Consider the following 26,077-nt stretch of genomic DNA (forward strand, 5'->3'; position numbering starts at 1 on the left):
CCAGACCCTCTAACTTATGTAATGACGAGCTCTTTGACACCTTTTATCGGCTGAGTGAGGTTGGACTGATCCGCGAAATAGACGTGGATTGGTCCTTCTTCTATGATGGGTTTACCATGTTGGCTGAAATGAGCAATGCTTTCCATTGCCTGAGAAAGAGGGACAGCAATTGTACCAGTTTCTGTGACAAATTCGCATGTATCCGCATGTTCAAGCGGCTCAGCATTTTTTAGCATATCGCCAAGCTTCATACCGAAGCTGCCAGTGACGAGTCTTTCCTTCTCGTACTTTTTCTCTGTTTTTAACGTAGGTGGAAGTGTTTGACCTTCTCTTATCACCCGCTCTTGGTCAAGCTCCTGATCTAGCTGATTCTCTTCACTTGCTGCATTTTCAAAAAATGAATCCATTAAAAATTTGCGGTCATCAAAAATCCATACACTTGGATCAATGGTGATCTTGTACTGTACGTTCCCCTTGATTTGAATGATGCTCATGTTCAAGACAACCCCTTTCCAACATAAATTATAGAAGTTTTCGTCCAATTTGTCACTTTCATAAACAGGCTACACCTTGTACACACTAATCGTACATGAAAGATAGGGAGTGTATGAGGCATGGCATGTCGCGACAATGAAGAGCTTCAGCGATTTGTAGAAGAAGCAAAAAAAGTGGCCAAAGATGGTCAAGTAGCATCCTATATTCCTGCTCTCGGCAAAGCGGATCAGACGGATTTATCTGTGGCTGTGTATCATGTGAGTAATACGTGCCACTCCGCTGGAGATGTAGATAAACGATTTACGCTTCAAAGTATTTCAAAAGTATTAGCACTGGCGCTTGTGCTCTCAGAAGAAGGGCCAAAAAAAGTCTTTCAATTTGTTGGACAAGAACCAACAGGAGACCCGTTTAATTCAATGATCAAACTGGAAACAGCCAGCCCGAATAAACCGCTGAATCCAATGATTAATGCAGGGGCGCTCGCCGTCACAAGTTTAATCAGGGGAGCGACCCCAGAAGCTCAGCTGGGCCGGTTGCTTAGCTTCATTAGAGAGCTTGCAAATGACAAAAGCATTACATACTGCAAGGAAACCGCTGCGTCCGAATTTGAGACATCGATGATTAACCGGGCGATGTGCTATTATATGAAGCAATATCATATTATTAGAGGGAACGTAGAAGAAGTCATGGACGTCTATACGAAACAATGTGCCATCATGATGAACAGCTTGGATTTGGCGAAAATTGCTTGTGTTTTTTCATTAGACGGCAGGCATCCAGAAACGGGAAAGCAAATTCTTTCGAAAGATGTCGCTAGAATTTGTAAAACCTTTATGGTGACGTGCGGCATGTACAATGCGAGCGGAGAATTTGCCATTAACATCGGAATTCCTGCAAAAAGCGGTGTCTCAGGTGGGATTATGGGAGCTGCACCATATGATTTTGGAATCGGTATCTTCGGTCCGGCTCTGGATGAAAAAGGGAATAGTATTGCTGGGATTAAGCTGCTTGAGCTGATGAGTGAAAAATACGAGATGAGTATCTTTTAATGAAGGAAGGCTTCTTTTTATTTTTACAAAGCGAACTGTACAAATCTGCTTGCAATTTTGGGCGTTTCGCTTTATGATAAATAGAAGAATTAGGTACTCGCCTGGGGAACGGAGGGATACTTTTGGCGTCAGAAATTTTAGTCGATCATCGGCAAAAAGCACTGGCTTTATTAAAATTGGATGCAGATAAAATTTTAAAATTGATCCAAGTGCAAATGGACAACTTAACGATGCCGCAATGTCCTCTTTATGAAGAGGTTTTAGATACTCAAATGTTCGGATTATCGAGAGAAATTGATTTCGCTGTCCGGCTTGGATTAGTTGATCAACATGAAGGTAAGAAACTACTCGATAAACTTGAGAGAGAGCTTTCCGCACTTCATGATGCGTTCACAAAAAAATAATGATTGAAAACTCAAACTTCTTGAACATAAGTTTGAGTTTTTTTGTCCTCTATTTTTTCATTGATTCATGTCAAACGGACTTGATTCTTTCATGAATGACGAACAATATAAAAGAGGTAAAACGAGATCAAACGGAGAAAATGTAGTAGAATAAAAACAGCTAAGAGGATATCAAGCAGTAGAAACAGACGTTAGGAAGAGGATTATATGTTAAAGAGAATGCTAAAATCGTATGACTACTCATTATTGTTCGCCATTATTTTAATTAGCGCATTCGGTTTGGTCATGGTGTATAGCTCAAGTATGATTACATCTGTGATCAGATACGATGCTGCACCAGATAATTTTTTTAAGAAACAGCTTTTATTTATGATCGTTGGAGCGGTCATTTTGCTCTTTACAGCACTCGTTCCATATCAGTTGTTTTCAAATAAGAAATTTCAAATCGGTATGCTGCTGCTATCTGTTTTTTCCCTCATCTATGTGTACTTTGGCGGTCATATTGCAGGGAACGCAAGAAGCTGGATTAAAGTAGGTCCATTCAGTCTTCAGCCAGCGGAATTTGTGAAGATTGTTGTCATTATTTATCTTGCTGCTGTGTATGCAAAAAAGCAGCATTATATTGATCATATTTTACGAGGAGTCACACCTCCAATCGTGATTGTCTCGATCTTATGCGGATTTATCATTTTGCAGCCAGACTATGGGACAGCTTTTATCATTGGCATGATTGCGCTTGCGATGATTTTATGTTCAGGGTTTAGCGGGAAAACACTTGCGAAGCTGCTGGCGCTATTTAGTGCCGTGATGGTCGTCGTGACCCCATTTATTATTCTTTTTTGGGATAAAATTTTCACGCAAAATCGTCTTGGGCGTTTTGAGAGTTTCCAAGATCCTTTTAAAGATGCAGGGGCTACGGGACACCAATTGATTAATTCCTATTACGCCATTGGATCAGGTGGTTTTTTTGGACTGGGATTAGGAGAAAGCGTTCAAAAGTACGGATATCTTCCAGAGCCACACACAGATTTTATCATGGCAATCATTTCAGAAGAGCTTGGCTTTTTCGGTGTATTTTTTGTACTCGCTCTCCTTGGCTTCATCGTCGTGAAAGGTTTTTATATTGCAAGAAAGTGTGAAGATCCATTTGGAAGTTTGCTTGCAATAGGAATTTCATCCATGATTGCCATCCAAACATGCATTAATTTAGGCGGTGTTTCAGGTCTGATTCCGATTACTGGGGTCACGCTTCCGTTTATTAGCTACGGGGGATCGTCTATTATTTTACTGAGTGGTTGTATGGGAATATTGCTGAATATCAGCATGTTTACTGAATATAAAGAGCGTTACAAAAAGAAAAAATCAATGAACAAACCATCAGTTCAAAAAAATGGAATGCAGAAAACTTTGAATCTTTAGAAAACAAAAGTGTACAGTTTTCATTTCTTCCTTTATTATAGAGTACATATAAAATTTTAAGGGATATGGAGGAGTGAGAAATGTCACAGAGAACAATTCGAAAGGTTCTAGTTGCAAACAGAGGGGAAATTGCTATCAGAGTCTTCAGGGCCTGTACGGAGCTCAATTTACGTACAGTAGCCATTTATTCCAAAGAAGACTCGGGCTCTTATCATCGCTATAAAGCAGATGAAGCATATCTAGTTGGAGAAGGGAAAAAACCGATTGATGCCTACCTTGATATCGAGGGGATCATCGAAATTGCAAAACGAAATGACGTGGATGCAATCCATCCAGGTTACGGATTTTTATCTGAAAATATTCATTTTGCAAGACGATGCGAAGAGGAAGGCATTCAATTTATCGGTCCAACTTCTCAGCATTTAGATATGTTTGGAGATAAAGTAAAGGCAAGAGAAGAAGCGAAAAAAGCTGGAATTCCAGTCATTCCAGGAAGTGACGGACCAGTTAATTCAGTGAAAGAAGTCGAAAAATTCGGTGAAGAATACGGTTACCCGTTTATTATTAAAGCTTCACTAGGCGGCGGCGGCCGGGGTATGCGGATTGTCAGAACGAAAGAAGAGCTGAAGGAAGCCTATGACCGTGCGAAGTCAGAGGCAAAAGCGGCTTTTGGTAATGACGAAGTATACGTTGAAAAACTGATTGAAAATCCGAAACACATTGAGGTGCAGGTGATTGGTGACAATCACGGCAATATCATTCATTTATATGAGCGTGACTGCTCTGTTCAAAGGCGACATCAAAAAGTCATTGAAGTGGCGCCAAGTGTGTCTCTTACAGATCAACTGCGTGAAGACATTTGCGAAGCGGCTGTTCAGCTGGCTCAGAATGTCTCATATATCAATGCAGGAACTGTAGAATTCCTTGTTGCAAATGGAGAGTTTTATTTTATTGAAGTCAATCCAAGGGTACAGGTAGAACACACGATCACTGAAATGATCACTGGTGTCGATATTGTCCAAACCCAAATTCTTGTCGCGAAAGGTCATGACCTTCACAGTAAGGAAGTTGGTATACCAAAGCAAGAAGATATTTTCACACATGGTTTTGCTATTCAATCAAGGGTTACAACAGAAGATCCTTTAAATGATTTTATGCCAGACACAGGAAAAATTATGGCCTACCGTTCAGGCGGAGGATTTGGAGTACGACTTGATACAGGGAACAGCTTTCAAGGTGCAGTCATTACACCTTATTACGATTCACTATTGGTCAAGCTGTCCACATGGGCGCTCACATTTGACCAAGCTGCTGCCAAAATGGTTCGAAACTTACAGGAATTTAGAATTCGCGGGATTAAAACAAACATTCCGTTTCTTGAAAACGTGGCAAAGCATGAGAAGTTTCTAAAAGGGGAGTACGATACGTCGTTTATCGATTCAACGCCAGAGCTATTTAATTTCCCTAAGCAAAAAGACCGTGGAACGAAAATGCTGACTTATATTGGTAACGTGACCATTAATGGATTCCCTGGCATTGCAGAGAAAAAGAAGCCTCATTTTGACAAGCCTGTTGTACCGAAGCTTCCTCTCAAGCGAGAAATTCCATCTGGGACTAAACAATTGTTAGATGCCCATGGACCTGAGGGCCTAGCCAATTGGGTAAAAGAACAAAAGAACGTTCTTTTAACAGATACAACCTTTAGGGATGCGCATCAGTCATTGCTTGCGACTCGCTTCAGAACGCATGATTTAAAGAAAGTGGCCCAGCCTACAGCAGGTTTATGGCTAGAGCTGTTTAGTATGGAAATGTGGGGCGGTGCTACATTTGATGTTGCGTATCGTTTCTTGAAAGAAGATCCTTGGCAGCGATTAAAAGAGCTTCGCCAAGAAGTGCCAAACACGTTGTTCCAAATGCTTTTAAGATCATCAAACGCTGTTGGATATACAAACTATGCGGATAATGTGATTAAAGCATTTGTAAAAGAATCTGCCGAGGCAGGCATTGACGTGTTCCGTATTTTCGATAGCTTAAACTGGGTGAAAGGCATGACTCTTGCCATTGATTCTGTTCGTGAATCAGGCAAAGTGGCAGAGGCAGCTATTTGTTATACAGGGGACATTCTCGATCCATCTCGTCCGAAATATGATCTTAAGTACTATGTATCTCTTGCGAAAGAGCTTGAATCTGCCGGAGCGCATATTTTAGGTATTAAAGATATGGCGGGATTATTAAAGCCGCAGGCAGCTTATGAGTTAGTCTCTGCTTTAAAAGACGAGCTCACGATCCCTATTCATCTTCATACACATGATACGAGTGGAAACGGACTGTTCACCTATGCAAGGGCAATTGATGCAGGTGTTGATATTGTCGATGTGGCCGTTAGCTCTATGGCAGGACTCACATCACAGCCAAGCGCAAGCTCACTGTACTATGCTTTAGATGGGCATGAAAGAAAGCCAGATATGAATGTCCAATCTGTCGAACATCTTTCTCAATACTGGGATTCTGTCAGAAAATACTATCGTGAATTCGAAAGTGGCATGAATTCACCTCATACAGAAATTTATGAGCATGAAATGCCTGGCGGACAGTATAGTAACTTGCAGCAGCAGGCGAAAGGTGTCGGACTTGGTGACCGCTGGAACGAAGTAAAAGAAATGTACAGACGTGTAAATGACATGTTTGGTGATATTGTGAAGGTGACACCTTCTTCTAAAGTAGTCGGAGATATGGCACTTTATATGGTGCAAAATGATTTAACAGAGGAAGATGTCTATGAAAAAGGAGCAACTTTAGACTTTCCGGATTCTGTTGTGGAACTATTTAAAGGATATTTAGGTCAGCCGCATGGCGGATTCCCTGAAAAATTGCAAAAGCTCATTTTAAAAGGAGAAGAACCGCTTACTGTCAGACCTGGTGAGAAGCTGAAGCCAGTTGACTTTGAAGCTATTCAGCAGCAGTTCAAAGAATCTCATGACCTGACGCTGACAGAGCAAGATGCGATTGCGTATGCCTTATACCCGAAAGTCTTTTCAGAATTTGTCCAAACAGCTGAAAGCTACGGGGACATCTCGGTTCTTGACACACCAACATTTTTCTATGGGATGAGGCTTGGTGAAGAGATCGAGGTAGAAATCGAAAAAGGAAAAACACTCATTGTGAAACTCGTGTCAATTGGAGAACCGAATCCAGACGCGACAAGAGTTCTTTATTTTGAGCTAAATGGACAGCCGCGTGAAGTCGTGATTAAGGATGAAAGCATCAAATCATCCGTTCAAGAAAAAATGAAGGCGGACCGCTCAAATCCAAATCACATTGCCGCTTCAATGCCAGGCACTGTCATTAAAGTGCTCGTGGAAAAAGGACAGAAAATCTCGCAAGGTGAGCATTTGATGATCAATGAAGCCATGAAAATGGAGACGACTGTACAAGCCCCATTCACTGCGGTTGTAGATGAAATACATGTGACAAATGGAGAACCGATTCAAACCGGAGATCTGCTCATTGTGTTGAAGCCCGAATAATAAGTGAGACACATCCAACGTGATGTGTCTTTTTTTGAGCGCATTAAAATGTGCAGCAGTCTGCAAGAGTGATTACACTATAGAGTGAGGTGAAGAAAGTTGGAAATTGTCGTGATTTGGTTTCGCCGAGATATGCGATTGGATGATCATATCGCTTTATCTAAAGCGATCACATATGCAAAAAAACATGAGTACAAATTATTGGCTCTTTATCATTTAGATCCATTTTTTACTGAAATGAAAATGGATTTAAATAACGAACATTTCTTTCAAAACTTGGCGTATTTCGTCAAGGAAGCAAGAAAATCTCAAGTGTATGTTCACCTTCTCCATGATGATGTCCTGCGCGCCTTTCAGCAGGTTATGGATGTGTATAACATCAACGCCGTCTTTTTTAATGAAGATGAAGTGGGTATTGGCCAAAGGCGTGACAAGCAAGTAACCGATTTTTTAGAAAAGAAGGGCATTCATGTATCAACGTGGCAAGATACACACCTTCACGGGGCGCGAGATATTTTAAAAGCAGATGGATCACCTTATCAAGTGTTTACCCCATACTATCAATCATGGCGTAAGCAAGAGAAGCAGCCTGTGATAAAAGTTGACAAATCATTTTTCAGCAGTGGGTATATGATTTGTGATGAGTCACTTTCACAAAAAGGAAATGAGAAACTACGAGACTTGATAAAGGGCTGCTCAAGGAAGTTTGATCAAATTGGCACAGAGAAAGCGATGAACACGCTGCAGCAATTTATTCAAAAAAGATTAACGCGTTATCAGGAGAAACGAGATATTCCGTCTGTTTTTGGCACGAGCAAGCTGTCGCGGTTCTTAAAAACAGGCACTATTTCGATTCGAACGATCTTTCATGCGATATATGAAGAAGCACTCTATGAAGACGAGGGCAGAGAGACCTTTATCAAAGAGCTGGCTTGGCGTGATTTTTACCATATGATTTATGCGCATTATCCTGAGATGAAAGAAAAAGAAATCAATTCAACGTTTCAAGGGATGAAATGGAATGAAGATGAGATGCTGTTTGAAGCTTGGTGTAAAGGAGAAACAGGCTTTCCGCTCGTTGATGCAGGGATGAGACAATTAAATGAGGAGGGCTGGATGCATAACCGCTTGCGAATGGTTACAGCCTCATTTTTAACAAAGGATTATTTGATTGATTGGAGAAAAGGCGAAGCGTATTTTGCAAAAAAACTTGTGGATTATGATGAAGCGTCAAATATCGGAGGATTTCAATGGGCAGCCTCCGTCGGAACAGATGCGGTGCCGTACTTCCGTATTTTCAACCCGATCACTCAGTCAAAGCGATTTGACCCAAGCGGGGAATTTATTAGAAAATATGTACCAGAGCTAGAACATGTCGATGAAAAATGGATTCATGAACCAAGTAAAATGCCGATTGATGAGCAATTGAAATCGGGATGTGTGCTAGGTGATACATATCCGCTTCCGACGGTAGACCACCAGGAAAGACGCAAAAAAGCCATTTCGCTATTTGAAGAAGCAAAACAACAATAAAACAAATCCCCCAGTCCATATGGAAGGGGGATACAAATTCTTATTTGAATGGCTCTTTGCTTTCATATTTAAACCGGGCAATGAGTAGGCAGAAGTAACAGAGTACTCCAAACAAACAGGAAATAAAGAATGAATGAGCCAGCGCATAGCCTAGTGCGAGCTGGGAATACACAGACATCACACCTGAAATCGCTTGAAGTGTAATGAGAATGGCTGAAATGATCCATCCATAATACAGCTGCTTCTGTTCTTTATAATGTTTCATGGCATGGAACATCGCAACAAATATCCAGACGAATAAAAGAAGTGCTGCTGCTCTGTGAGACATTTGCACCCACTGATTGAAGTACGCTGGAAGTGCACCGTCTTTTGAACAAAACGGGAAAACAGAGCAAGCAAGGCTTGATTTTGTATGCCTTACATAAGCACCCGTGTACACCACGATATACGTATAAGTGATCAAACCATAAATATGAAACTGCATTTTTTTGCCGATATGAAGCGGCTTCACTAGCTTTGTTTCAGATCGCGTTGCCTCGAATACAAGAAGCGCAAGCAATAGCACTGAAGCAAAAGAAATGAGTGAAATACCGAAGTGCAGTGCCATGACAAGTGCGTTGGAACCAAACACGACGGCAAGAGCCCCTAACAGTGCTTGTAGCAGTAAGAATATAATCGACATGATGACCAAAAATTTGGTTTCACGGAATACTGGACTAATCTTTTTCCAGCATAAGACCGCCAGTGCCAAGACAAGAATGGTTGAAACCCCTGTTGACATGCGGTGACTCCATTCAATGATGGAAGCAGGGTTCATTTCAGGGAAGAAACGACCGTGGCAAAGGGGCCACTGTCTGCCGCAACCAAGACCCGAGCCGGTTTTTGTCACAAGCGCACCACCAATCAAAACGATCAGCATCACAAACGTTGTAATCACGCTCAATAACCTTAAAGCAAATTTCATCAAATTATTTCACCTTCTCTAAAAAACTTCTGATCTAAATGAAAAACCTCACATGCTCTCAAGTTTAAGCCAAATGCGTGTTCTGTTGCAATTCATAATGACCAAAGTTCACAAAAAAATGATATGTTAGTTCACAAAGTTTACAGATTTAGAGTGCTTGATCTTTCTTTCACAGTCTGATAGAAATAGAGGAGAGAATATTTCATTTTGCACCGCCTTCTGAAACACAGATAAATCCTAATAAATTCACGAAAAGTTCACAAATAACTTCGAGATTGTCGTTTATTATTTAATAGGATGTTTTTTTACAGCTGTTTATCTTGTATGATAGAGTTGTAACGAATTTACGTTTCATCGTTCGTTTGAAGGTTTGGGCAAGGGAGGTTATACACATTGGCAAATTCCAAAACAGCCGCGGAAGCAGCTATTCATGGACAAATAGAAGAAACAACAGCTTGGAAAGATTTTCTTGCTCTGATTAAAATGGGCATCGTCAATTCCAACTTCATTACGACATTTACTGGAATGTGGCTTGCGTTTTATTTTACAGGGATGAGTTTCCTAGGAAATCTAGATATTGTGCTGTTAACAATGATTGGTTCTTCTCTTATTATTGCCGGTTCATGCGCCATTAATAATGCGTTTGACCGTGATATTGATATATTAATGGAAAGAACAAAAACAAGACCGACGGTTACAGGTAAGATTCAGCCGGGGCAAGCGTATGCATTTGGTATTTTGCTTGTTGTACTTGGACTCATCATGCTTCTGATGACAACCGTAACATCAGCAGTGATTGGATTTATTGGCGTCTTTACTTATGCGGTTCTTTACACCATGTGGTCTAAACGTCATTACACCATCAATACCGTTATTGGAAGTGTATCTGGTGCAGTGCCGCCATTAATCGGCTGGACAGCTGTCACAGGTACAATCGACACAACGGCTTGGGTTTTGTTTATGATTATGTTCATTTGGCAAATCCCGCACTTCCTGTCACTTGCAATTAAGAAAACGGAAGATTACCGTAAGGCAGGTATTCCAATGCTGCCAGTTGTTTATGGCTTTGAAGTCACGAAACGCCAAATCATCATTTGGACAGCATGTCTTCTCCCACTTCCATTTTTCTTAGGTGGATTAGGATGGCCGATTGTCGCACTTGGCACATTGCTGAATATTGGATGGCTTGTCATTGGCCTCATGGGCTTTAAAATGAAAGACGTCATGAAGTGGTCAACGCTTATGTTCGTTTATTCATTAAATTACTTAACCATCTTTTTCGTTGCGATGATTATTATTACACTATTCTAGAGTAAAATACACTTTGATCACATCAAAACAAGGCTATATCTTATAACACAACATTTTCTAACAACTATGAAAGCCGCCTGATATTCAGTTCTATTTAGGCGGCTTTCTGTTTATACATAGATGGTATTTTGAGTAAAAACATCATTTTTTTATGAAAAGAGGAAATGTAAGTGCTTTTATAAGAGGCGGGGGTTATGGATGGGTGAAAAGTGATTTTATAAATAAGAGGTAAAAAGCGAAAGGCAAAGGAGATCAAGCAAAAGGGGTTGGGACAAATTATGATAAGAAAATGGCGTGTTTATTCACTGTTTCTCTTATTGACGCTCGTTTTGGCGGGCTGTGGTGAACCATACTTATCAACACTCAAACCAGTTGGGGAAGTAGCAGATAAACAATTCTTCCTAACGGTACTGAGTACACTTATTATGGTTCTTGTCGTCATTGTTGTATCGATCATTTTCTTTTACGTCATCATTAAATTCAAACGTTCTAAAGTGGGAGAAGATACGATTCCAAAGCAGGTGGAAGGGAACCGTAACCTAGAAATTACGTGGACAGCGATTCCGATTCTTCTCCTCATTATTCTCGTTGTGCCAGTTGTGGCATACACGCTTGAGCTTGGGGATACAAGCGCTATGGATAAGAAAAAACGAGATCCTGAAAAGACACTTGTTGTCAATGTAAGAGCCAGTTTATATTGGTGGGAATTCGAATACCCTGATTATGGGATTGTTACAAGTCAAGAATTAATTGTACCGACAGATCAAAAGGTGTACTTTAAGCTGAAAGCATCTGATGTGAAACACTCTTTCTGGGTTCCATCAGCTGGCGGTAAAATTGATACAAACACAGACAATGAAAACAAGTTTTATTTAACCTTTGATTCAAAACGAACGAAAGATGCAGGAGAATATTTCTACGGGAAATGTGCGGAGCTTTGCGGTCCATCGCATGCTTTAATGGACTTTAAAGTTAAAACGCTTTCTCAAGATGAGTTTTTAGGATGGACGAAAAAAATGGCTGATTACAAGAAGCCTACATCCACAAAAGATCTTGCTCTTGAAGGTGAAAAATTATTTAAAGAGAAAAACTGCTTGAGCTGTCACGCGGTGGAGCCTGGGGACGAACGGCCGGAAGCGGCAAGGACAGCACCAAACCTTGCAACCTTCGGAGAACGAACGAAAGTAGCTGGAATTAAAGACATGAACAAAGAAAATGTGAAAGCATGGCTGAAAGATCCAGAGAGCTTTAAACCAGGAAATAAAATGACAGGAACGTACCCTAAATTAAATGACTCAGAAGCAGATGCACTTTATGAGTATTTAAAAGGACTTAAAATCGAGTAATTTCTAATAGGAATGTGCAAGAGGGTATGTAATCGATGTGAAGTTTTTGTTAAGAGCTCCCGAATATGTCTCTACAACCAAGAAATAGCCATCTGTCAGACACAGTCTGTGTAAAGTTAAAATAGACATCGATATGAAAAAGGGGCAAATGGGAGATAAGAGGGGGATTTCATGGTGAGTACAATAGCTAAAAAGCGGGGGTTTGGCGCTGTCTTATGGGATTACTTGACAACGGTTGACCACAAAAAAATAGCCGTACTATATTTAGTGGCAGGGGGATTTTTCTTTTTAATTGGCGGCCTGGAAGCGATGATAATCCGTATTCAGCTAGCCATCCCTGAAAATGATTTTGTAAGTGCTGGGTTTTACAATGAAGTCATGACGATGCACGGAACAACGATGATTTTCCTTGCAGCGATGCCGCTTTTATTTGCATTAATGAATGCGGTTGTACCTATTCAAATTGGTGCACGTGACGTAGCATTTCCGTTTGTGAATTCACTTGGTTTTTGGCTATTCTTTTTCGGGGGAATTTTCTTAAACCTTGGATGGTTTATGGGCGGGGCACCTGATGCAGGTTGGACTGCATACGCTTCACTCACGCTGAATTCAGAAGGACACGGCATGGATTTCTATATTTTAGGGTTGCAGATAGCGGGTATTGGTACGCTAATTGCCGGGATCAACTTTCTTGCAACGATTATTAATATGAGAACACCTGGTATGACGTATATGAGAATGCCGCTCTTTACTTGGACGACATTTGTCGCCTCAGCACTGATTTTATTCGCATTCCCGCCGCTTACAGCAGGGCTTGCAATGCTGATGCTTGATAGAATGTTTGATACGAGCTTTTTCAATCCAGAGCTTGGCGGTAACACAATCATCTGGGAGCATTTGTTCTGGATTTTCGGACACCCAGAAGTTTATATCTTAATTTTGCCAGCATTCGGGATATTTTCTGAAATCATTCCAGTGTTTGCAAGAAAAAGGCTATTTGGCTATTCGTCCATGGTGTTTGCGACTGTATTGATTGGTTTCCTTGGATTCATGGTGTGGGCGCATCACATGTTTACAACAGGACTTGGTCCGATTGCCAATGCGATCTTTGCTGTCGCCACAATGGCAATTGCGGTGCCGACAGGAATTAAAGTATTTAACTGGCTGCTCACCATATGGGGCGGTAATGTGAAGTTTACAACACCGATGCTGTATTCCGTTGCTTTTATACCGTCATTTTTACTTGGCGGGGTAACTGGAGTCATGCTTGCAGCCGCTGCAGCAGATTATCAGTTCCATGATACGTACTTTGTCGTGGCGCATTTCCACTACGTCATTATCGGCGGGGTTGTATTCGGTATTTTAGCTGGTGTGCATTACTGGTGGCCGAAGATGTTTGGAAAAATACTGAATGAGAAGCTAGGGAAAATTAGCTTTGTGCTGTTTTTCGTCGGTTTTCATTTAACTTTCTTTATTCAGCATTTCCTCGGTCTTTGGGGCATGCCGCGCCGAGTCTTTACGTTCCTGCCAAATCAGGGGTTAGACCTTGGGAACTTGGTTAGTACAATTGGGGCGCTGTTTATGTTTGTAGCTGTTGTCATCCTGCTGATTAACGTCATCTGGACGACAGCGAAAGGAGAGCGCGTGTCGGGTGATCCTTGGGGAGACGGAAGAACGCTTGAATGGGCAGTGTCTTCACCTCCGCCAGAATATAACTTTAAACAGCTTCCACTTGTCAGAGGACTAGATCCATTATGGATTGAAAAAATGGATGGTAAAAAAGGAATGACAGCATCTGAACCGCTCGATGATATTCACATGCCGAATAATTCCATTTTACCTGTCATTATCTCATTCGGTCTATTTGTGTCAGCGTTTGGTTTCATGTATCGCCAAGAGCACAGCTGGGGACTTCCAGTGATTCTTATTGGTCTTGGTATTACATTTGCGACCATGCTGGTTCGCTCTCTTAAAGACGATCATGGGTATCATATTCACAAAGAAGATCTGACCGATGACGATGATAAAGGGGTGAAAGCATAATGGAACCACAAAAAATGACAGCAGAAACTTTTCCGGCTTCTCCTGAGAAAGCCACGTTAGAAGGAAAGAATAAGTTTGTCGGGTTCTGGTTGTTTCTTGGGGGAGAAACTGTTCTGTTTGCATCGCTCTTTGCCACGTATTTGGCGCTGAAAAACTCTAATGCAGGCGGAGCAAAAACAACTGATATGTTTGATCTCACACTTGTCTTTATTGCCACAATGCTTCTACTGACGAGTAGTTTAACGAGTGTGTATGCAATGTATCATATGAAAAACTTTGCCTTTAAAAAGATGCAGCTTTGGCTTGGCGTGACTGTGCTATTAGGTGCTTCATTTTTAGGGGTGGAGATTTATGAGTTCTATCACTATGTGCATGCGTATGATTTTACCATTACCAGCTCAGCTCTTGGTTCCTCCTTCTATACACTTGTAGGAACTCACGGAGCTCACGTTGCCTTCGGACTTTGCTGGATTACCGCTCTTATGATTCGAAATATGAGACGCGGACTCGATTTATACAATGCGCCAAAATATTATGTAGCAAGTCTGTATTGGCACTTCATTGATGTTGTGTGGGTCTTCATCTTTACCGTTGTATACTTAATGGGAATGGTGGGATAAGAATGGGAAATAAAAACACAAATCAGTCTAAAGTCGATCTTGTATACCGTAAAAAGAAAAATGCCGAAGAAATGAAGCATCAGCTCATTTCTTTCGGCTTGATGATTGGATTAACCTTTGTTGCCTTTTTAACAATCGCTTCTGAAGACGTAGGAAACTGGTTCGCAGTACCATTTATTTTACTGCTTGCCGTGATTCAGGTGGCTTTTCAGCTTTATTATTTTATGCACATGAACCAAAAAGGGCATGAAACACCCGCATTGTTTCTTTATTCAGGTGTGTTTGTCGCGTTTATTACCGTCTTAGCCTTTTTGACGATTATTTGGTGGTAAGTCCGCTTTGCCCTTGAAGGAGGCGCAGCAATGGAGAACTTAGAGATATTCGGATTTCGGGCGTTATGGAGCCCTTACTATTTGACTAGCATTGTCATAGCAGCTGCTCTTTATCTGCTTCTTGTGACAAAGGGGAAGCATCGTGCGACGGTAAAAGAGAAAACGTTGTTTCTGACGGGGCTTGTTCTGTTATACGCCGTGAAAGGGAGCCCAATTGATTTAATGGGACATATTATGTTTAGTGCACATATGGCGCAAATGGCGGTGCTCTATTTAGTCATTCCGCCCCTCCTTATTACAGGATTGCCTGCGGCTATATGGGAGCGGATCATACAAACACCAGGCATTCAGCAGATGTTTCGTTTGTTTTCCAAGCCTTTAATTGCATTGCTCGGGTTTAATGGCTTGTTTTCGATGTATCATATTCCGCTAGTGTTTGACTTTGTGAAAACAGATCCGTTTTATCATGCGCTGATGACAGTAGTCATTTTTATCGCTGCCTTTTTCATGTGGTGGCCGCTCGTTCATAAAGTCCAAAGTCAGCCGCAGATTACAGGCATTTTAAAGCTTGGTTATATCATGGCAGACGGGATATTAATGACTCCTGCGTGTGCACTCATCATGTTTAGTGAGGCACCAATCTATGCAACCTATTCTGACGCTGGTGCATGGATACAGGCGCTGCATCTATGCGTTCCAAGTGATACGCTGGCAGGTCTTGCACTCACAGGTCCTGAAATGTTCCATACCTTGCCGCTGCTAGAAGACCAGCAGCTAGGCGCGATTTTGATGAAAATTATTCAGGAGATTGTGTACGGCTCGATCCTTGCTGTTGTCTTCTTTGACTGGGCAAGAAAAGAAAGAGCGAAAGATGCCGTACCAGATGCGCTGATTTCCGAAATATGAATGAAAAAAGCACAGCCATATGGCTGTGCTTTCGTTTATGCTTCTGCAGTCATTGCTTCTAGTTTTTCTTTCAGCTGATCAAGCGTTTTTTTGCTTGATTGAATGAGAGACTTAGGGAAATCTTCGCCTTCGCCGTATTCAACACCATGCGGATAATAATGTTTTCCGAGTAAAGGTGTGAGAAGCTGTATGCGTGCTCTTTTTGAATCAACATCTCCTTCGGTGGCGTAGCCGGAAATCCGTAAATAAAAGGTTCCCTCTACCATGTTATACTTTCTGTCGTACGTCACACGCTCATAATCCCATTGATCGGCTCGTACAAATCCTTCACTTTCCATGATGAAATCTAATTTATTTAAGTCAGCTGCTACCTTTTCAATCCCCGTACCTTCAAACTTCACCCAAAACCCCTCCTTATAAAAATTCCCTTTACTGACAATCATAGTATGAAAGCGTTAAACTTTCAACTGTGAAAGGTATGTTCTTTTATAACCTGGTTACAGTAATAAAGAAAATAACAGATGGAGGAATCAACGTGAAAACAAAAAAAATCAAAGATATTATGACAAAAAAAGTAGTGACATGTCAGCAAGATGACAATTCGTATGAAGCCGCAGTCAAAATGAGAGATGCAGACATTGGTGCCATTCCTGTGGTTAACGGAGATCAGCTCGTTGGCATTGTCACTGACCGTGACCTTGTACTCAGAGGCATTGCAGAAAAAAAGCCAAACTCACAGGAAGTAGGCTCGATAATGACGAAGGAAGTACTGACAGCAGAAGAAGATGCAACACTTGAAGAAATTGTTCGGCTGATGTCAGAGCACCAGCTTCGCCGCATTCCTGTTGTGAAAAACGGTGCATTAACAGGGATTGTCGCTCTTGGAGATTTATCCGTTGAAGATTTATCTAATGATCGCGCAGGAGATGCACTGACAGAAATCTCTCAACAGGATCAAGATCATGGACAAGGATTTCTCCATTAAGAGGGGCATATTTTAAATTCGTGTTAAATAGGCTGTATTGTCGTTGATAAATGAAGCGAGTTTTGTTTAAATGACAGTAGAAGGTACTTTTTTTGTACCTTGCCAATTTAACGGAGGTGTTTATTTGAAAACTGTGCTCAAAACACTCCTCATCCTCCTGATTATATCTGGAACGTACGTTCTGTTTATTCAATATGGATCTTCACCAGAAAAAGAAAACAGCAATGAACCGAAGGTGTCTAATGAAGAAACATCTAGCGATAAGCCGATCAACATCCCAAAAAAGGGGCTCATGTCCTTTATGGGGAAATCTTCAAACGAAGTGCTTAAACAGCTGGGAGAACCAGATCGCATTGATCCTTCCGCATATGATTATGACTGGTGGATCTACAATCAATCGAAGAAGCACTATATTCAAGTAGGGGTAAAGGATAGCAAAGTGGTGACATTGTTTGCAACAGGAGACGGGCTCAATGTTGAACCATTTAAAATCGGTCAAGCCACAAGTGAGGTATTTAAAAAAACACAAATTGCACCTTACATTCATGTAGAGGATGAACAAAATTCATACCGCTTTGAATTCTCAGAAGATGATATGAATACAAGACCCACCGTGAAAGTGGACGATGATGTATATGTTCAGCTTTACATGGATAAGTTTGAAAGCACCCTTTCTAGTATTAGGGCGTTTAACGCAGATACATTTGTGAAACAAAAGCCATACGAAGTCGTCTATCGAGGTCAATTGATAGAACCAGAGGCAATATCAGGTGAAAAATGGAAAGAGATCGAAGCGTCCAGTCAAAAACAAATTTTTGATATGACCAATATTATTCGTCATAAATATAAACTGCCGATCTTAAACTGGGATGATGAAACCTCTGAAGTGGCATTCATGCATAGTGAGGACATGAAAGAGAATCATTATTTCTCCCATGAATCGAAAAAATACGGTACGCTGAAAGACCGATTAGAAAGAGGCGAGGTGGCATTTCAGCTCGCAGGTGAAAACATTGCCTATAATTATGTAGATGGACCTGCAGCGGTAGAAGGCTGGCTCAATAGTGAAGGTCATAGGAAGGCGTTATTAAATAAAGATTACACACATCTTGGCGTCGGTGTGAAAGAAAAATACTACACCCAAAACTTCATCAAAAAAACATCTTAAACGAAAACAGCTGCACCATCGCAGCTGTTTTTTTGTTTCAAAAAAGAGGCTCACCAAAATAACTGCTGATGTATATAGTATAGTAGGCATTTGTATGGGGGGTGAGGATATGACAAACAAGCAAAAACAAACATCCATTGATGAATTTAAACAATTCGTCAGACGCCATCCGAAGTTAATTCAAGAAGTGCAAACGCAAGAAAAAAGTTGGCAAAGTGTATACGAGAATTGGGTCATGTTTGGTGAGGAAGATGAGATGTGGTCTCCTTACCGGCAAACGCAATCTGAGGACGTGAAAGAAGAAAAAGCCTCAAAGCCAAGTGAATCGGGAAAAGCAGATTTTATGTCTAAAATGGTTTCTGCTGTGAAAAAAATGGACGCTGATCAAATGAATGAACAAATCAACAAAATGAGCCAGTCTATTTCCTCTTTACAAAGCTTACTCGGACAATTTTCATCAAATGGCTCAAAGAAAGGTTCATCTGGAGGCAGTCAGCACCCATTCTCCTTCAGGAAAGATTAATTGAAAGGGGATGCTTTTGGTGCGGAAAGACGTACAGGAGTTTGTCATGGCCGAAGAGGAACGAATCAAATTCATCAGACAGCGTCCTCTCTGGTATAGACAGTTGACTCGACATCCTGATAAGCTATCGTCCTTTGAATTAGATAAAATGAATTTTTACGAAAAAACCATTCCTCATCGTGTGAGTCAGTTGAGTAACAGTGTCCAAATGGCTGAAATGATGATTCAAATGTTCCAAGCAATGCGCAATCAAAATGGAGCCGGGTGAGGCTTTTTTGAGTTGATTAAGATGTCTATTTCCTGAGCATCCTATAAAAGTAGATGAAAGGAGAATCAGATGATGAAATGGATGCTGTCAATATGCGCATTGCTTTTTCTTGTCACCGGGTGTCAAAGTCAACATGAAGAGAAGCAAATCACGAAGCAAGATCCAGCTGTACCAGTGATGCAGCAAGTCCAAAGTGAAATGAAGCAGCAAGGTTTTTTAAAATACAAAGTGCAGGGATCTTCTGTTTATATAGAAAGTACACTTCAAGATTTTCATCTTGAGTCGACGCAACTAAAAAAGGATGAGAAGGCGGGATATTTTACAGTGTATGTAGACGGAAAACGTGCAGGCAATGAGTATACTGCTGCATTTGTGGTCAAGCATCTTTCAAAAGGTAAGCATAAAATGACCGTTGTGATCAATTCTCGTCATCCAGAATATAGGGAGAAAAGAGAGACGTGGGATGTATTTGTGACGTAAAAGCATTTTCTGATCCATAGGTTTCGTGGTAAACTATGAATTGGAGGTGCAACATTTATGTATGCGACAATCGAATCCGTGGAGCTCCAAGAGGAAGCAAATCAATTGGCTGCCATGATTCTTCAGTCGGAGGAGGCTGAACATTACCGCAACTGCTTTAAGCGTCTCCAGCAAGACGAAGAAGCCCAACAAATTATTGCCCATTTTACAAAAGTAAAAGAGCAATATGAGGATGTGCAGCGGTTCGGCAAATACCATCCGGACTATAGAACGATCTCAAAGGAAATGCGTGAGGTCAAAAGAAAGTTAGATCTTCACGATACAGTGGTTGATTTCAAAAAAGCAGAAACAGCGATTCAATCCATCTTAGATGAGATTAGTATTGAAATCGGTCAAGCTGTATCAGCATATATCAAAGTTCCAACAGGGAACCCATATTTTGATGGTCTATCATCATGCGGCGGTGGCTGTGGATCTGGTGGCAGCTGTGGCTGTAAAGTATCTTGACGAGACTTGAATGTCTCGTCTTTTACATAATAACTGAAAAGAATTGAAAAAGCGGCAGGTGAAAAGATGGAAACCAAACGTCAAGGGATGGTCGTTTGGCTGCATTCGTTAAAGCAGTCAAAGGCGCTAAGAAAATTTGGAAATGTTCACTATATTTCAAGGGAAATGAAATATGCAGTGATCTATTGCGATATGAATGATCTCGAGCGCCATATGGCTAAGCTCAGCTCATTGCCATTTGTGAAGCGTGTTGAGCCTTCATATAAGCCTTTTATTAAATTAGAGTACGAATCCAAATTGGACAAAGCAAAAGAGTATGATTATAAAGTGGGCTTTTAAAGACACAAAAAAACCCCCGCGGCATCACCCGCGGGGTCCTTCTATTCTTAATGATTCATTAAGGAGAAGGCAAAGGGAGAGGAGAAACCGGAGGAAGAACTTATGGGGAAACGTAAGTCTTCTCCGCGGTTGGCAACAGCACCACATCAGATGCTGTTATAAGTAGTATGACCCCGCTTTCCTTGATCTATACATAGAAAATGAATGAAAGTACGCGCATTGTCCCTAGCAGTGTGTTGTGGTAAGATAATGTTGGATTTTTTGTCATACACAATAACCAATAGAAGCAAGCAGAAAAAGTGGTGGAAAAATGAGAGTCATCTCTGGAACGAGAAAAGGCCGCACACTTAAAGCGGTACCAGGTCAATCAACAAGACCGACGACAGATAAAGTAAAAGAATCGATATTTAACATGATCGGCCCGTATTTTGATGGCGGATGGGCGCTTGATTTATTTGCGGGAAGCGGTGGCTTAGGGATTGAAGCGCTTTCTAGAGGATTCGATCATTGCATATTCGTTGATCGAGATATGAAGGCGATTCAAACGATAAAAGGAAACCTCAATCAATTAGAGCTGAGTGATCAAAGTGAAGTGTTTCGAAACGAGGCAAAGCGTGCACTCGCAGCCGTTGTGAAACGAGAGGAATCCTTTCAAGCAATTTTTCTTGATCCGCCTTATAAAGATCAACAGCTAAAAGCACTTCTTGACATGATTGATGAGCATGCCTTATTAACAGATGACGGCGTGATCGTGTGTGAGCATGATAAGGACGTCACACTACCAGAGGAAGCTGGACAGCTTTACATATCAAGACAGGAATTGTACGGGTTGACTGGTATTACGATCTATAGAAAGCGGGGAAATTAAAGCATGGGGAACATAGCCGTTTGTCCGGGTAGCTTCGATCCAGTCACATTGGGCCATTTGGATATCATCAAAAGAGGTGCAAAGATCTTTGATGAAGTGTATGTATGTGTACTAAATAACTCATCCAAGAAACCGTTATTTACCGTTGAAGAACGGTGTGAGCTCATTCGCCAAGCGACGAAGGATCTGCCAAATATCAAAGTTGAATCCTTTCACGGTCTGCTTGTTGATTATGCGAAACAAAAAGAAGCCAAAGTCATTTTACGCGGATTAAGAGCTGTGACAGACTTTGAATATGAAATGCAAGGGACATCAATGAATAAAGTGTTAAACGATGACATTGAAACATTTTTCATGATGACCAACAATCAATATTCTTTCTTAAGCTCCAGCATTGTTAAAGAAGTAGCGAAATATGATGGTTCAGTTAAAGGTCTTGTGCCAAAAGAGGTAGAAGAAGCGTTGATAGAAAAATTTAAAGGATGAGTGCAACGTGCACTCATCCTTTTTTTACTTTTTGATAGTATAGCACCATATACAAGATCAAGCTGCATAGCGTAATCAAAGGGCCAGCCGTCACAAGCTGATTCCAAAGCACACTGCTGTACATGACGACCTGCTGGCTTGCTTCAAAGGCACCCGCTGGGAGAGCCATATCAGATCGAGAGACATAAAGAGGCTTGAACAATAAAAAGGCAAAAATAGCTGCATAAATGCCGTGGAGCAAACGAGCGAAGAAGAATGGTTTAAAGCGTATATCTGTTGCCGCTAGAATGCCGGCGACCTGAGCTTGAACAGAAAACCCGCTGAATCCTAATATAAAACTGACGACAACCGTTTTAGCAAGAAGGGTAACTTCCTGTGACCCTGTCAGCTGACTTCCTAACGTGATTTCAAATAAACCGGCAATCATCGCAAGATCTAATTCTGGCGGAAGGTGCATCGTTTGCAGCATATATCCGATCCCGACGGATAAGAGGTCCGTCACATGAACAACTGATAGCATTTTGCTAAACACAGAAAATAAGATAATAAAGCCGCCAATCATAAAGAGTGTTTGGACTGATGACATGACCGCATCACTTAAAATTTGGCCGAGCGGTCTTTTCTCTGCGAGTCTTGCTGTATGAAGAGCGCTGAATGCCTCTTGAAACGGTGGGAATAATAATCGCTTTCGGCTTCTCAAATGAGCATCATGCCGTGCTTTATATCCCCGCATCGTGACCCCAACAGCGAGATTCCCTAAGTAATGTGCGCACGCCAAAACAATTCCTAAAGCTGGATGATGAAAAAAACCAACAGCCACCGCACCGAAAATGAACAATGGATTCGATGAATTTGTAAAGGAAACGAGGCGTTCTGCTTCGATTTGTGTCAGTTGTCCTTCCTGCCTGAGTCGTGTGGTTAATTTCGCACCAGAAGGAAAGCCTGAAGCCATTCCCATCGCTAGGACAAATCCGCCTACACCAGGCACTCGAAAGATAGGGCGCATAAATGGTTCTAATAATACACCGACAAATCTGACAATCCCGAAACTAATTAATAGCTCGGACAAAATAAAAAAAGGAAGCAATGATGGAAATACAACCTCCCACCACATTGCAAGTCCATTTTTAGACGCTTGCAAAGAGGCTTGTGGATGTGTAATCACAGTGGCTGTTAAAAAGATAAAAAAAGCAGCGATGAACAGAGTGTTCCATTTTTTCATGGAGATTTCGCCCCTTGCCGTTATGATCTATTGGCGAGCTCGTGATCAAAAAAGAAAGAAACTAGCCGAGCCTGTCTTCTATTACTATACGATCAGAAGGGGCATGTTTAGACCAATAGATTCGTATATATGCATAGAAAAGAGGAGGGTGGATTTTCATGAGGCGACCAGTCATCGGGCTTGCGTTAGGCTCTGGAGGTGCGAGGGGAATGGCACATATCGGAGTTTTATCTAGTCTTGAGAAACAAGGTATTCAGGTAGATATGATCGCTGGCAGCAGTATTGGCGCACTTGTTGGGAGTTTTTATGCGGCAGGACAAGACGTAGAAAAAATGAAAAAACTTGCACTTGTCTTCAGAAGAAAGTATTATGCTGACTATACACTGCCAAAAATCGGTCTTCTAAAAGGAAATCGAATTTTGCAGTTGATCCACACGTTTACATATGGGAAAAAATTCGAAGAATTAAGAATGCCCCTTGCTGTGGTTGCCTGTGACCTCGAGACAGGGGAGAAGGTCGTGTTTAAAAAAGGATCTGTCTCACAAGCAGTCAGAGCGAGCATCAGTATTCCGGGCGTGTTTGTTCCTCATGAAATGGGCGGCAGACAGCTAGTGGATGGAGCGGTTGTAGACCGCATTCCTGTATCTGTTTTAAAAGATATGGGTGCAGACCTCATTATCGCCTCTGATGTATCAAGGGTGAAAAAAACAGAAAAGGCGACGAGATTATCGGATGTAATTATGCAAAGTTTGGACATCCTTCAAAATGAATTGGTCCGTCATCAAACCATTCATGCTGATGTCATGATCCGGCCGAGGCTTGAAACATTTAGCTCGAGTGCGTTTACACAGGTGCAGGAGATGATTGAAGCAGGTGAGCTTGCCGCAGATCAACTAACAGGTAAGCTAAAAGATGTTATTGATAAATGGGAGTGTTAATCGAATGAAAAAATTAAATATTCGCTGGCTTAGCTTTTTTGTCGTGATCCTTGTATTATGTGGCTTAACCTTTGTCAAACTGCCATATTACGTGACAAAGCCGGGTGATGCAACCGAGATTGCTCCCCACATTCAAGTAGACGGCGGATATGGCGAGAAGGGCAGCTTCTCTCTCATGACAATTAAAGTAGGTCCAGCTAATCCGTATACGTATTTGCTTGCGAAAATGAATAAATATGACGAAATCGTCCCAGAAGAAAATATTAAAGCGGACGGGGAGTCGGATCAAGATTATATGAAAAGGCAGCTTCAGCTGATGAAAAGTTCTCAAGAAAATGCGATGATTGCAGCATATACAAAAGCAGGAAAAAAAGTAGATTATACGTTTAACGGCGTATATGCAAGCTATGTGATGAAAGGAATGCCTGCCTACGGTAAAATTGAAGTGGGCGACCGAATCAAAAGCGTAGATGGCAAGACGTATGATTCTGCTGATAAAATGGTTTCGTATATCAGCAGCAAAAAAGCAGGTACACCTGTCCGTTTTGTCCTTGAACGAAATGGCAAAGATATCACGGAGAAAGTGACATTAAAACCATTTAAAGAAGAGCCGAATCGAGTTGGAATTGGTGTATCATTATTTACAGACCGAAATGTGAAAGTTTCACCTTCTATTAAGGTGGATATTGAAAATATCGGCGGCCCATCAGCAGGTCTTATGATGTCACTTGAAATTTATAACCAGCTGACAAAAGAAGACGAAACACATGGCTATGCGATTGCAGGAACGGGAACGATTGACGCCGATGGAACGGTCGGCCCAATTGGCGGAATCGATCAAAAGGTCGTGGCGGCAGATAAAGCCGGCAAAGATATATTCTTTGCACCGAACGATAAAGGTGATCCAAATTCAGACTACCGAAATGCTGTCAAAACAGCGAAAGATATTAAAAGTGATATGAAAATTGTACCTGTAGATACAATGCAAGATGCTCTGAACTATTTAAATAAATTAAAAGAGAAAGCATCTTAATCAAAAAGAGCAACCTTTATAAAGGCTGCTCTTTTTTGCTAAGACTGGAAGAGACCAGTTTCTTCATCATATCGGATCGGTGATGTTTTAAATTCCGCTTCCGTTAAGTTCGTTTGCACTGGCTCACTAACGGGTAGGCTGAAGACGCGGGATGCACGTATATCAAGATCAAGTGCGGGATGTGAAAAGGCAGACAGTTTACTGACGAGCGGCACGTCCAAATCTTTTTTCACACGAGATAAGTATTGCTGCCCTTTCTTTGACATACCAAGCAACCGAATGTAAGGTGCTTTTTTCTCTTTCAGCAGCTCATGCATGGCACTCTTCTTCACCCTCATTAAGAGGTGTGTGTTCATTCGCTGCAGTCTTGTCCACGTATAGCGTTTTGTTTTCACAAGTGATAGATATTCCTCGTAGGAGGATGCATGTGTAATCGCTTTTTGCATGCGGTGTTCGATGCCTTCTTCGATTTCATAGATGTCTTCTAGTTCTGCCGTATCCATTGTGTGAAAAACATGTTTTAAGAAGCTAAAGTAGGCTTCTTGTGTATGTAGAAGACCATATGAAGAATGATAGTCATGTAATTGCTTGAGCGTAGCTTCTGGGAGATAAGCAGCAACTGTTTCAAATGTACCATGATCTTTTAACGCTTTTCGTATACTTGTTGCGCTTGCGATTTTTTGATTTTCAGGTAGTTCTTCATCATGATAACCAGATGAAATCCTTTGAGAGGTAAAGGGCTGCATGTGAGGAGATCTCTCCATGATGGCTTTGACATAATGGAAACCTAAAATATTATTGGGCAGAGACAAATCCAGTAAGTGCTTAGGGTCAATTACCTTTTGAAACGCAGCAGCAGATGCTGCTGGATAACTTAGGCCTTCTCTTACTTTTTCTTTTGTGAAAAGGTCAATTTCTTCTTTTTTCTCATGCCAAGCATGAGCCGTTCGCTCAAATGCTTTGATGTCACCATCCTCGCTGCCGAAAAAAAGGGAGTGGCATTTTAAAGCATCTAGAATCGCCACAGCACCGTTTGCGAAGGTTTCTGCCTTTTGCACTGCGTATATGTATGGAAGCTCACACACAATGTCTACACCGTTTTGTAGTGCCATTTTTGTTCGCGCCCACTTTGAGACGATGGCAGGCTCACCACGCTGGAGGAAGGAACCGCTCATGACGGCAATGGCTACATCTGAGGAGGTATGTATTTTCGCCTGACGAACATGGTAGGCATGTCCATAATGAAATGGATTATACTCGACAACGACTCCTGTTGCTTTCAATAGATGTCCCGCCTTTCTTGCTATGGTT

The 26,077-nt window shown here is 41.4% G+C and carries 27 protein-coding genes; 22 read left to right on the top strand and 5 right to left on the bottom strand.

The window, feature by feature from the left end; translation table 11 throughout:
• Positions 1-14 precede the first annotated feature (14 nt).
• Entirely contained in the window at positions 15-494 is a 480-nt protein-coding gene (locus NKR21_RS07905; RefSeq protein WP_012009838.1) for a hypothetical protein, read from the bottom strand.
• A gap of 120 nt (positions 495-614) precedes the next feature.
• Here NKR21_RS07905 and glsA point away from each other — a divergent pair, with 120 nt between their 5' ends.
• The 5 genes from glsA (at position 615) to NKR21_RS07930 (ending at position 8,427) form a co-directional block, all read left to right on the top strand.
• Positions 615-1,544, top strand: coding sequence for a glutaminase A (gene glsA, locus NKR21_RS07910; protein WP_012009839.1), 930 nt, complete (start codon positions 615-617; stop codon positions 1,542-1,544).
• A gap of 122 nt (positions 1,545-1,666) precedes the next feature.
• Complete coding sequence (locus NKR21_RS07915) at positions 1,667-1,948, top strand: Fpa/YlaN family protein (RefSeq protein ID WP_003212509.1); 282 nt, start codon at positions 1,667-1,669, stop codon at positions 1,946-1,948.
• Between the two features lie 207 nt (positions 1,949-2,155).
• Positions 2,156-3,367 (top strand): putative lipid II flippase FtsW, encoded by a 1,212-nt coding sequence (gene ftsW / locus NKR21_RS07920; RefSeq protein ID WP_144455933.1) that lies wholly within the window; start codon positions 2,156-2,158, stop codon positions 3,365-3,367.
• A gap of 80 nt (positions 3,368-3,447) precedes the next feature.
• Positions 3,448-6,894, top strand: coding sequence for a pyruvate carboxylase (pyc, locus tag NKR21_RS07925; RefSeq protein WP_144455935.1), 3,447 nt, complete (start codon positions 3,448-3,450; stop codon positions 6,892-6,894).
• A 99-nt stretch (positions 6,895-6,993) separates the two neighbouring features.
• Entirely contained in the window at positions 6,994-8,427 is a 1,434-nt protein-coding gene (locus tag NKR21_RS07930; RefSeq protein WP_144455937.1) for a cryptochrome/photolyase family protein, read from the top strand.
• A gap of 40 nt (positions 8,428-8,467) precedes the next feature.
• Here NKR21_RS07930 and NKR21_RS07935 read toward each other — a convergent pair whose 3' ends face one another.
• Positions 8,468-9,391 (bottom strand): COX15/CtaA family protein, encoded by a 924-nt coding sequence (locus NKR21_RS07935; protein ID WP_003210766.1) that lies wholly within the window; start codon positions 9,389-9,391, stop codon positions 8,468-8,470.
• A gap of 393 nt (positions 9,392-9,784) precedes the next feature.
• Between NKR21_RS07935 and cyoE the strand changes: the two genes are divergently transcribed.
• The 6 genes from cyoE to ctaG all read left to right on the top strand — a co-directional run bounded on the left by cyoE (position 9,785) and on the right by ctaG (position 15,949).
• Positions 9,785-10,702: a heme o synthase gene (gene cyoE, locus NKR21_RS07940; RefSeq protein WP_047201764.1), complete on the top strand. Its 918-nt coding sequence runs from the start codon at positions 9,785-9,787 to the stop codon at positions 10,700-10,702.
• A gap of 278 nt (positions 10,703-10,980) precedes the next feature.
• A complete protein-coding gene (gene coxB / locus NKR21_RS07945; protein WP_003212202.1) occupies positions 10,981-12,048 on the top strand; it encodes a cytochrome c oxidase subunit II in 1,068 nt (355 codons plus the stop codon).
• A 171-nt stretch (positions 12,049-12,219) separates the two neighbouring features.
• Positions 12,220-14,091: a cytochrome c oxidase subunit I gene (gene ctaD, locus NKR21_RS07950; RefSeq protein ID WP_012009844.1), complete on the top strand. Its 1,872-nt coding sequence runs from the start codon at positions 12,220-12,222 to the stop codon at positions 14,089-14,091.
• Positions 14,091-14,711, top strand: a complete 621-nt coding sequence (ctaE, locus tag NKR21_RS07955) for a cytochrome c oxidase subunit III (protein ID WP_003210862.1) — start codon at positions 14,091-14,093, stop codon at positions 14,709-14,711. The genes ctaD and ctaE overlap by 1 nt, the downstream gene beginning before the upstream one ends.
• A 2-nt stretch (positions 14,712-14,713) precedes the next feature.
• Complete coding sequence (gene ctaF / locus NKR21_RS07960; RefSeq protein WP_003211520.1) at positions 14,714-15,043, top strand: cytochrome c oxidase subunit IVB; 330 nt, start codon at positions 14,714-14,716, stop codon at positions 15,041-15,043.
• Positions 15,044-15,073: 30 nt separating this feature from the next.
• On the top strand, positions 15,074-15,949 hold the full coding sequence (gene ctaG / locus NKR21_RS07965; protein ID WP_144455939.1) for a cytochrome c oxidase assembly factor CtaG: 876 nt from the start codon (positions 15,074-15,076) through the stop codon (positions 15,947-15,949).
• Between the two features lie 35 nt (positions 15,950-15,984).
• Here ctaG and NKR21_RS07970 read toward each other — a convergent pair whose 3' ends face one another.
• Positions 15,985-16,350, bottom strand: coding sequence for a YugN family protein (locus NKR21_RS07970; protein ID WP_144455941.1), 366 nt, complete (start codon positions 16,348-16,350; stop codon positions 15,985-15,987).
• Between the two features lie 161 nt (positions 16,351-16,511).
• Here NKR21_RS07970 and NKR21_RS07975 point away from each other — a divergent pair, with 161 nt between their 5' ends.
• The 9 genes from NKR21_RS07975 (at position 16,512) to coaD (ending at position 21,573) form a co-directional block, all read left to right on the top strand.
• Positions 16,512-16,934, top strand: coding sequence for a CBS domain-containing protein (locus NKR21_RS07975; RefSeq protein ID WP_012009847.1), 423 nt, complete (start codon positions 16,512-16,514; stop codon positions 16,932-16,934).
• A 124-nt stretch (positions 16,935-17,058) separates the two neighbouring features.
• Positions 17,059-18,102, top strand: coding sequence for a CAP domain-containing protein (locus tag NKR21_RS07980; RefSeq protein WP_012009848.1), 1,044 nt, complete (start codon positions 17,059-17,061; stop codon positions 18,100-18,102).
• A gap of 109 nt (positions 18,103-18,211) precedes the next feature.
• The gene (locus tag NKR21_RS07985) at positions 18,212-18,625 is read left to right on the top strand and encodes a YlbD family protein (protein WP_012009849.1); all 414 of its coding nucleotides are present in this window, start codon (positions 18,212-18,214) and stop codon (positions 18,623-18,625) included.
• Between the two features lie 19 nt (positions 18,626-18,644).
• Positions 18,645-18,893, top strand: a complete 249-nt coding sequence (locus NKR21_RS07990; RefSeq protein ID WP_012009850.1) for a YlbE-like family protein — start codon at positions 18,645-18,647, stop codon at positions 18,891-18,893.
• Between the two features lie 72 nt (positions 18,894-18,965).
• Positions 18,966-19,373: a hypothetical protein gene (locus NKR21_RS07995; RefSeq protein ID WP_012009851.1), complete on the top strand. Its 408-nt coding sequence runs from the start codon at positions 18,966-18,968 to the stop codon at positions 19,371-19,373.
• A gap of 57 nt (positions 19,374-19,430) precedes the next feature.
• Positions 19,431-19,880, top strand: coding sequence for a regulatory iron-sulfur-containing complex subunit RicF (gene ricF / locus NKR21_RS08000; RefSeq protein WP_007499807.1), 450 nt, complete (start codon positions 19,431-19,433; stop codon positions 19,878-19,880).
• A gap of 66 nt (positions 19,881-19,946) precedes the next feature.
• A complete protein-coding gene (locus NKR21_RS08005) occupies positions 19,947-20,219 on the top strand; it encodes a YlbG family protein (RefSeq protein WP_144455943.1) in 273 nt (90 codons plus the stop codon).
• A gap of 310 nt (positions 20,220-20,529) precedes the next feature.
• A complete protein-coding gene (gene rsmD, locus NKR21_RS08010; RefSeq protein ID WP_012009852.1) occupies positions 20,530-21,087 on the top strand; it encodes a 16S rRNA (guanine(966)-N(2))-methyltransferase RsmD in 558 nt (185 codons plus the stop codon).
• Between the two features lie 3 nt (positions 21,088-21,090).
• Positions 21,091-21,573, top strand: coding sequence for a pantetheine-phosphate adenylyltransferase (coaD, locus tag NKR21_RS08015; protein WP_012009853.1), 483 nt, complete (start codon positions 21,091-21,093; stop codon positions 21,571-21,573).
• Between the two features lie 13 nt (positions 21,574-21,586).
• Here the strand turns inward: coaD and ylbJ are convergent, their stop codons facing one another.
• A complete protein-coding gene (ylbJ, locus tag NKR21_RS08020) occupies positions 21,587-22,795 on the bottom strand; it encodes a sporulation integral membrane protein YlbJ (RefSeq protein WP_144455945.1) in 1,209 nt (402 codons plus the stop codon).
• Positions 22,796-22,953: 158 nt separating this feature from the next.
• Here ylbJ and NKR21_RS08025 point away from each other — a divergent pair, with 158 nt between their 5' ends.
• Both NKR21_RS08025 and NKR21_RS08030 read left to right on the top strand, forming a co-directional pair.
• Positions 22,954-23,733 carry a patatin-like phospholipase family protein gene (locus tag NKR21_RS08025; RefSeq protein ID WP_012009855.1) on the top strand — a complete coding sequence of 260 codons (780 nt, stop codon included), beginning with the start codon at positions 22,954-22,956 and terminating at the stop codon, positions 23,731-23,733.
• Between the two features lie 4 nt (positions 23,734-23,737).
• Positions 23,738-24,766, top strand: coding sequence for a SepM family pheromone-processing serine protease (locus tag NKR21_RS08030; protein ID WP_088001568.1), 1,029 nt, complete (start codon positions 23,738-23,740; stop codon positions 24,764-24,766).
• A 38-nt stretch (positions 24,767-24,804) separates the two neighbouring features.
• Here the strand turns inward: NKR21_RS08030 and NKR21_RS08035 are convergent, their stop codons facing one another.
• Positions 24,805-26,049: a nucleotidyltransferase gene (locus NKR21_RS08035; RefSeq protein WP_186299631.1), complete on the bottom strand. Its 1,245-nt coding sequence runs from the start codon at positions 26,047-26,049 to the stop codon at positions 24,805-24,807.
• Between the last annotated feature and the right edge of the window lie 28 nt (positions 26,050-26,077).

The sequence above is a fragment of the Bacillus sp. 1735sda2 genome (assembly GCF_024159245.1).
GTDB classification, from domain to species: Bacteria; Bacillota; Bacilli; order Bacillales; family Bacillaceae; genus Bacillus; species Bacillus pumilus_O.

Coding starts and splice junctions, on each gene's coding strand:
- NKR21_RS07935 (WP_003210766.1), bottom strand. CDS start 9,391: ATGAAATTTGCTTTAAGGTTATTGAGCGTGATTACAACGTTTGTGATG.
- NKR21_RS08030 (WP_088001568.1), top strand. CDS start 23,738: ATGAAAAAATTAAATATTCGCTGGCTTAGCTTTTTTGTCGTGATCCTT.
- coaD (WP_012009853.1), top strand. CDS start 21,091: ATGGGGAACATAGCCGTTTGTCCGGGTAGCTTCGATCCAGTCACATTG.
- ctaG (WP_144455939.1), top strand. CDS start 15,074: ATGGAGAACTTAGAGATATTCGGATTTCGGGCGTTATGGAGCCCTTAC.
- ctaD (WP_012009844.1), top strand. CDS start 12,220: ATGGTGAGTACAATAGCTAAAAAGCGGGGGTTTGGCGCTGTCTTATGG.
- NKR21_RS08025 (WP_012009855.1), top strand. CDS start 22,954: ATGAGGCGACCAGTCATCGGGCTTGCGTTAGGCTCTGGAGGTGCGAGG.
- NKR21_RS07985 (WP_012009849.1), top strand. CDS start 18,212: ATGACAAACAAGCAAAAACAAACATCCATTGATGAATTTAAACAATTC.
- ctaE (WP_003210862.1), top strand. CDS start 14,091: ATGGAACCACAAAAAATGACAGCAGAAACTTTTCCGGCTTCTCCTGAG.
- ricF (WP_007499807.1), top strand. CDS start 19,431: ATGTATGCGACAATCGAATCCGTGGAGCTCCAAGAGGAAGCAAATCAA.
- NKR21_RS07905 (WP_012009838.1), bottom strand. CDS start 494: ATGAGCATCATTCAAATCAAGGGGAACGTACAGTACAAGATCACCATT.
- ftsW (WP_144455933.1), top strand. CDS start 2,156: ATGTTAAAGAGAATGCTAAAATCGTATGACTACTCATTATTGTTCGCC.
- NKR21_RS07975 (WP_012009847.1), top strand. CDS start 16,512: ATGACAAAAAAAGTAGTGACATGTCAGCAAGATGACAATTCGTATGAA.
- ylbJ (WP_144455945.1), bottom strand. CDS start 22,795: ATGAAAAAATGGAACACTCTGTTCATCGCTGCTTTTTTTATCTTTTTA.
- glsA (WP_012009839.1), top strand. CDS start 615: ATGGCATGTCGCGACAATGAAGAGCTTCAGCGATTTGTAGAAGAAGCA.
- coxB (WP_003212202.1), top strand. CDS start 10,981: ATGATAAGAAAATGGCGTGTTTATTCACTGTTTCTCTTATTGACGCTC.
- NKR21_RS07995 (WP_012009851.1), top strand. CDS start 18,966: ATGAAATGGATGCTGTCAATATGCGCATTGCTTTTTCTTGTCACCGGG.
- rsmD (WP_012009852.1), top strand. CDS start 20,530: ATGAGAGTCATCTCTGGAACGAGAAAAGGCCGCACACTTAAAGCGGTA.
- NKR21_RS08005 (WP_144455943.1), top strand. CDS start 19,947: ATGGAAACCAAACGTCAAGGGATGGTCGTTTGGCTGCATTCGTTAAAG.
- pyc (WP_144455935.1), top strand. CDS start 3,448: ATGTCACAGAGAACAATTCGAAAGGTTCTAGTTGCAAACAGAGGGGAA.
- ctaF (WP_003211520.1), top strand. CDS start 14,714: ATGGGAAATAAAAACACAAATCAGTCTAAAGTCGATCTTGTATACCGT.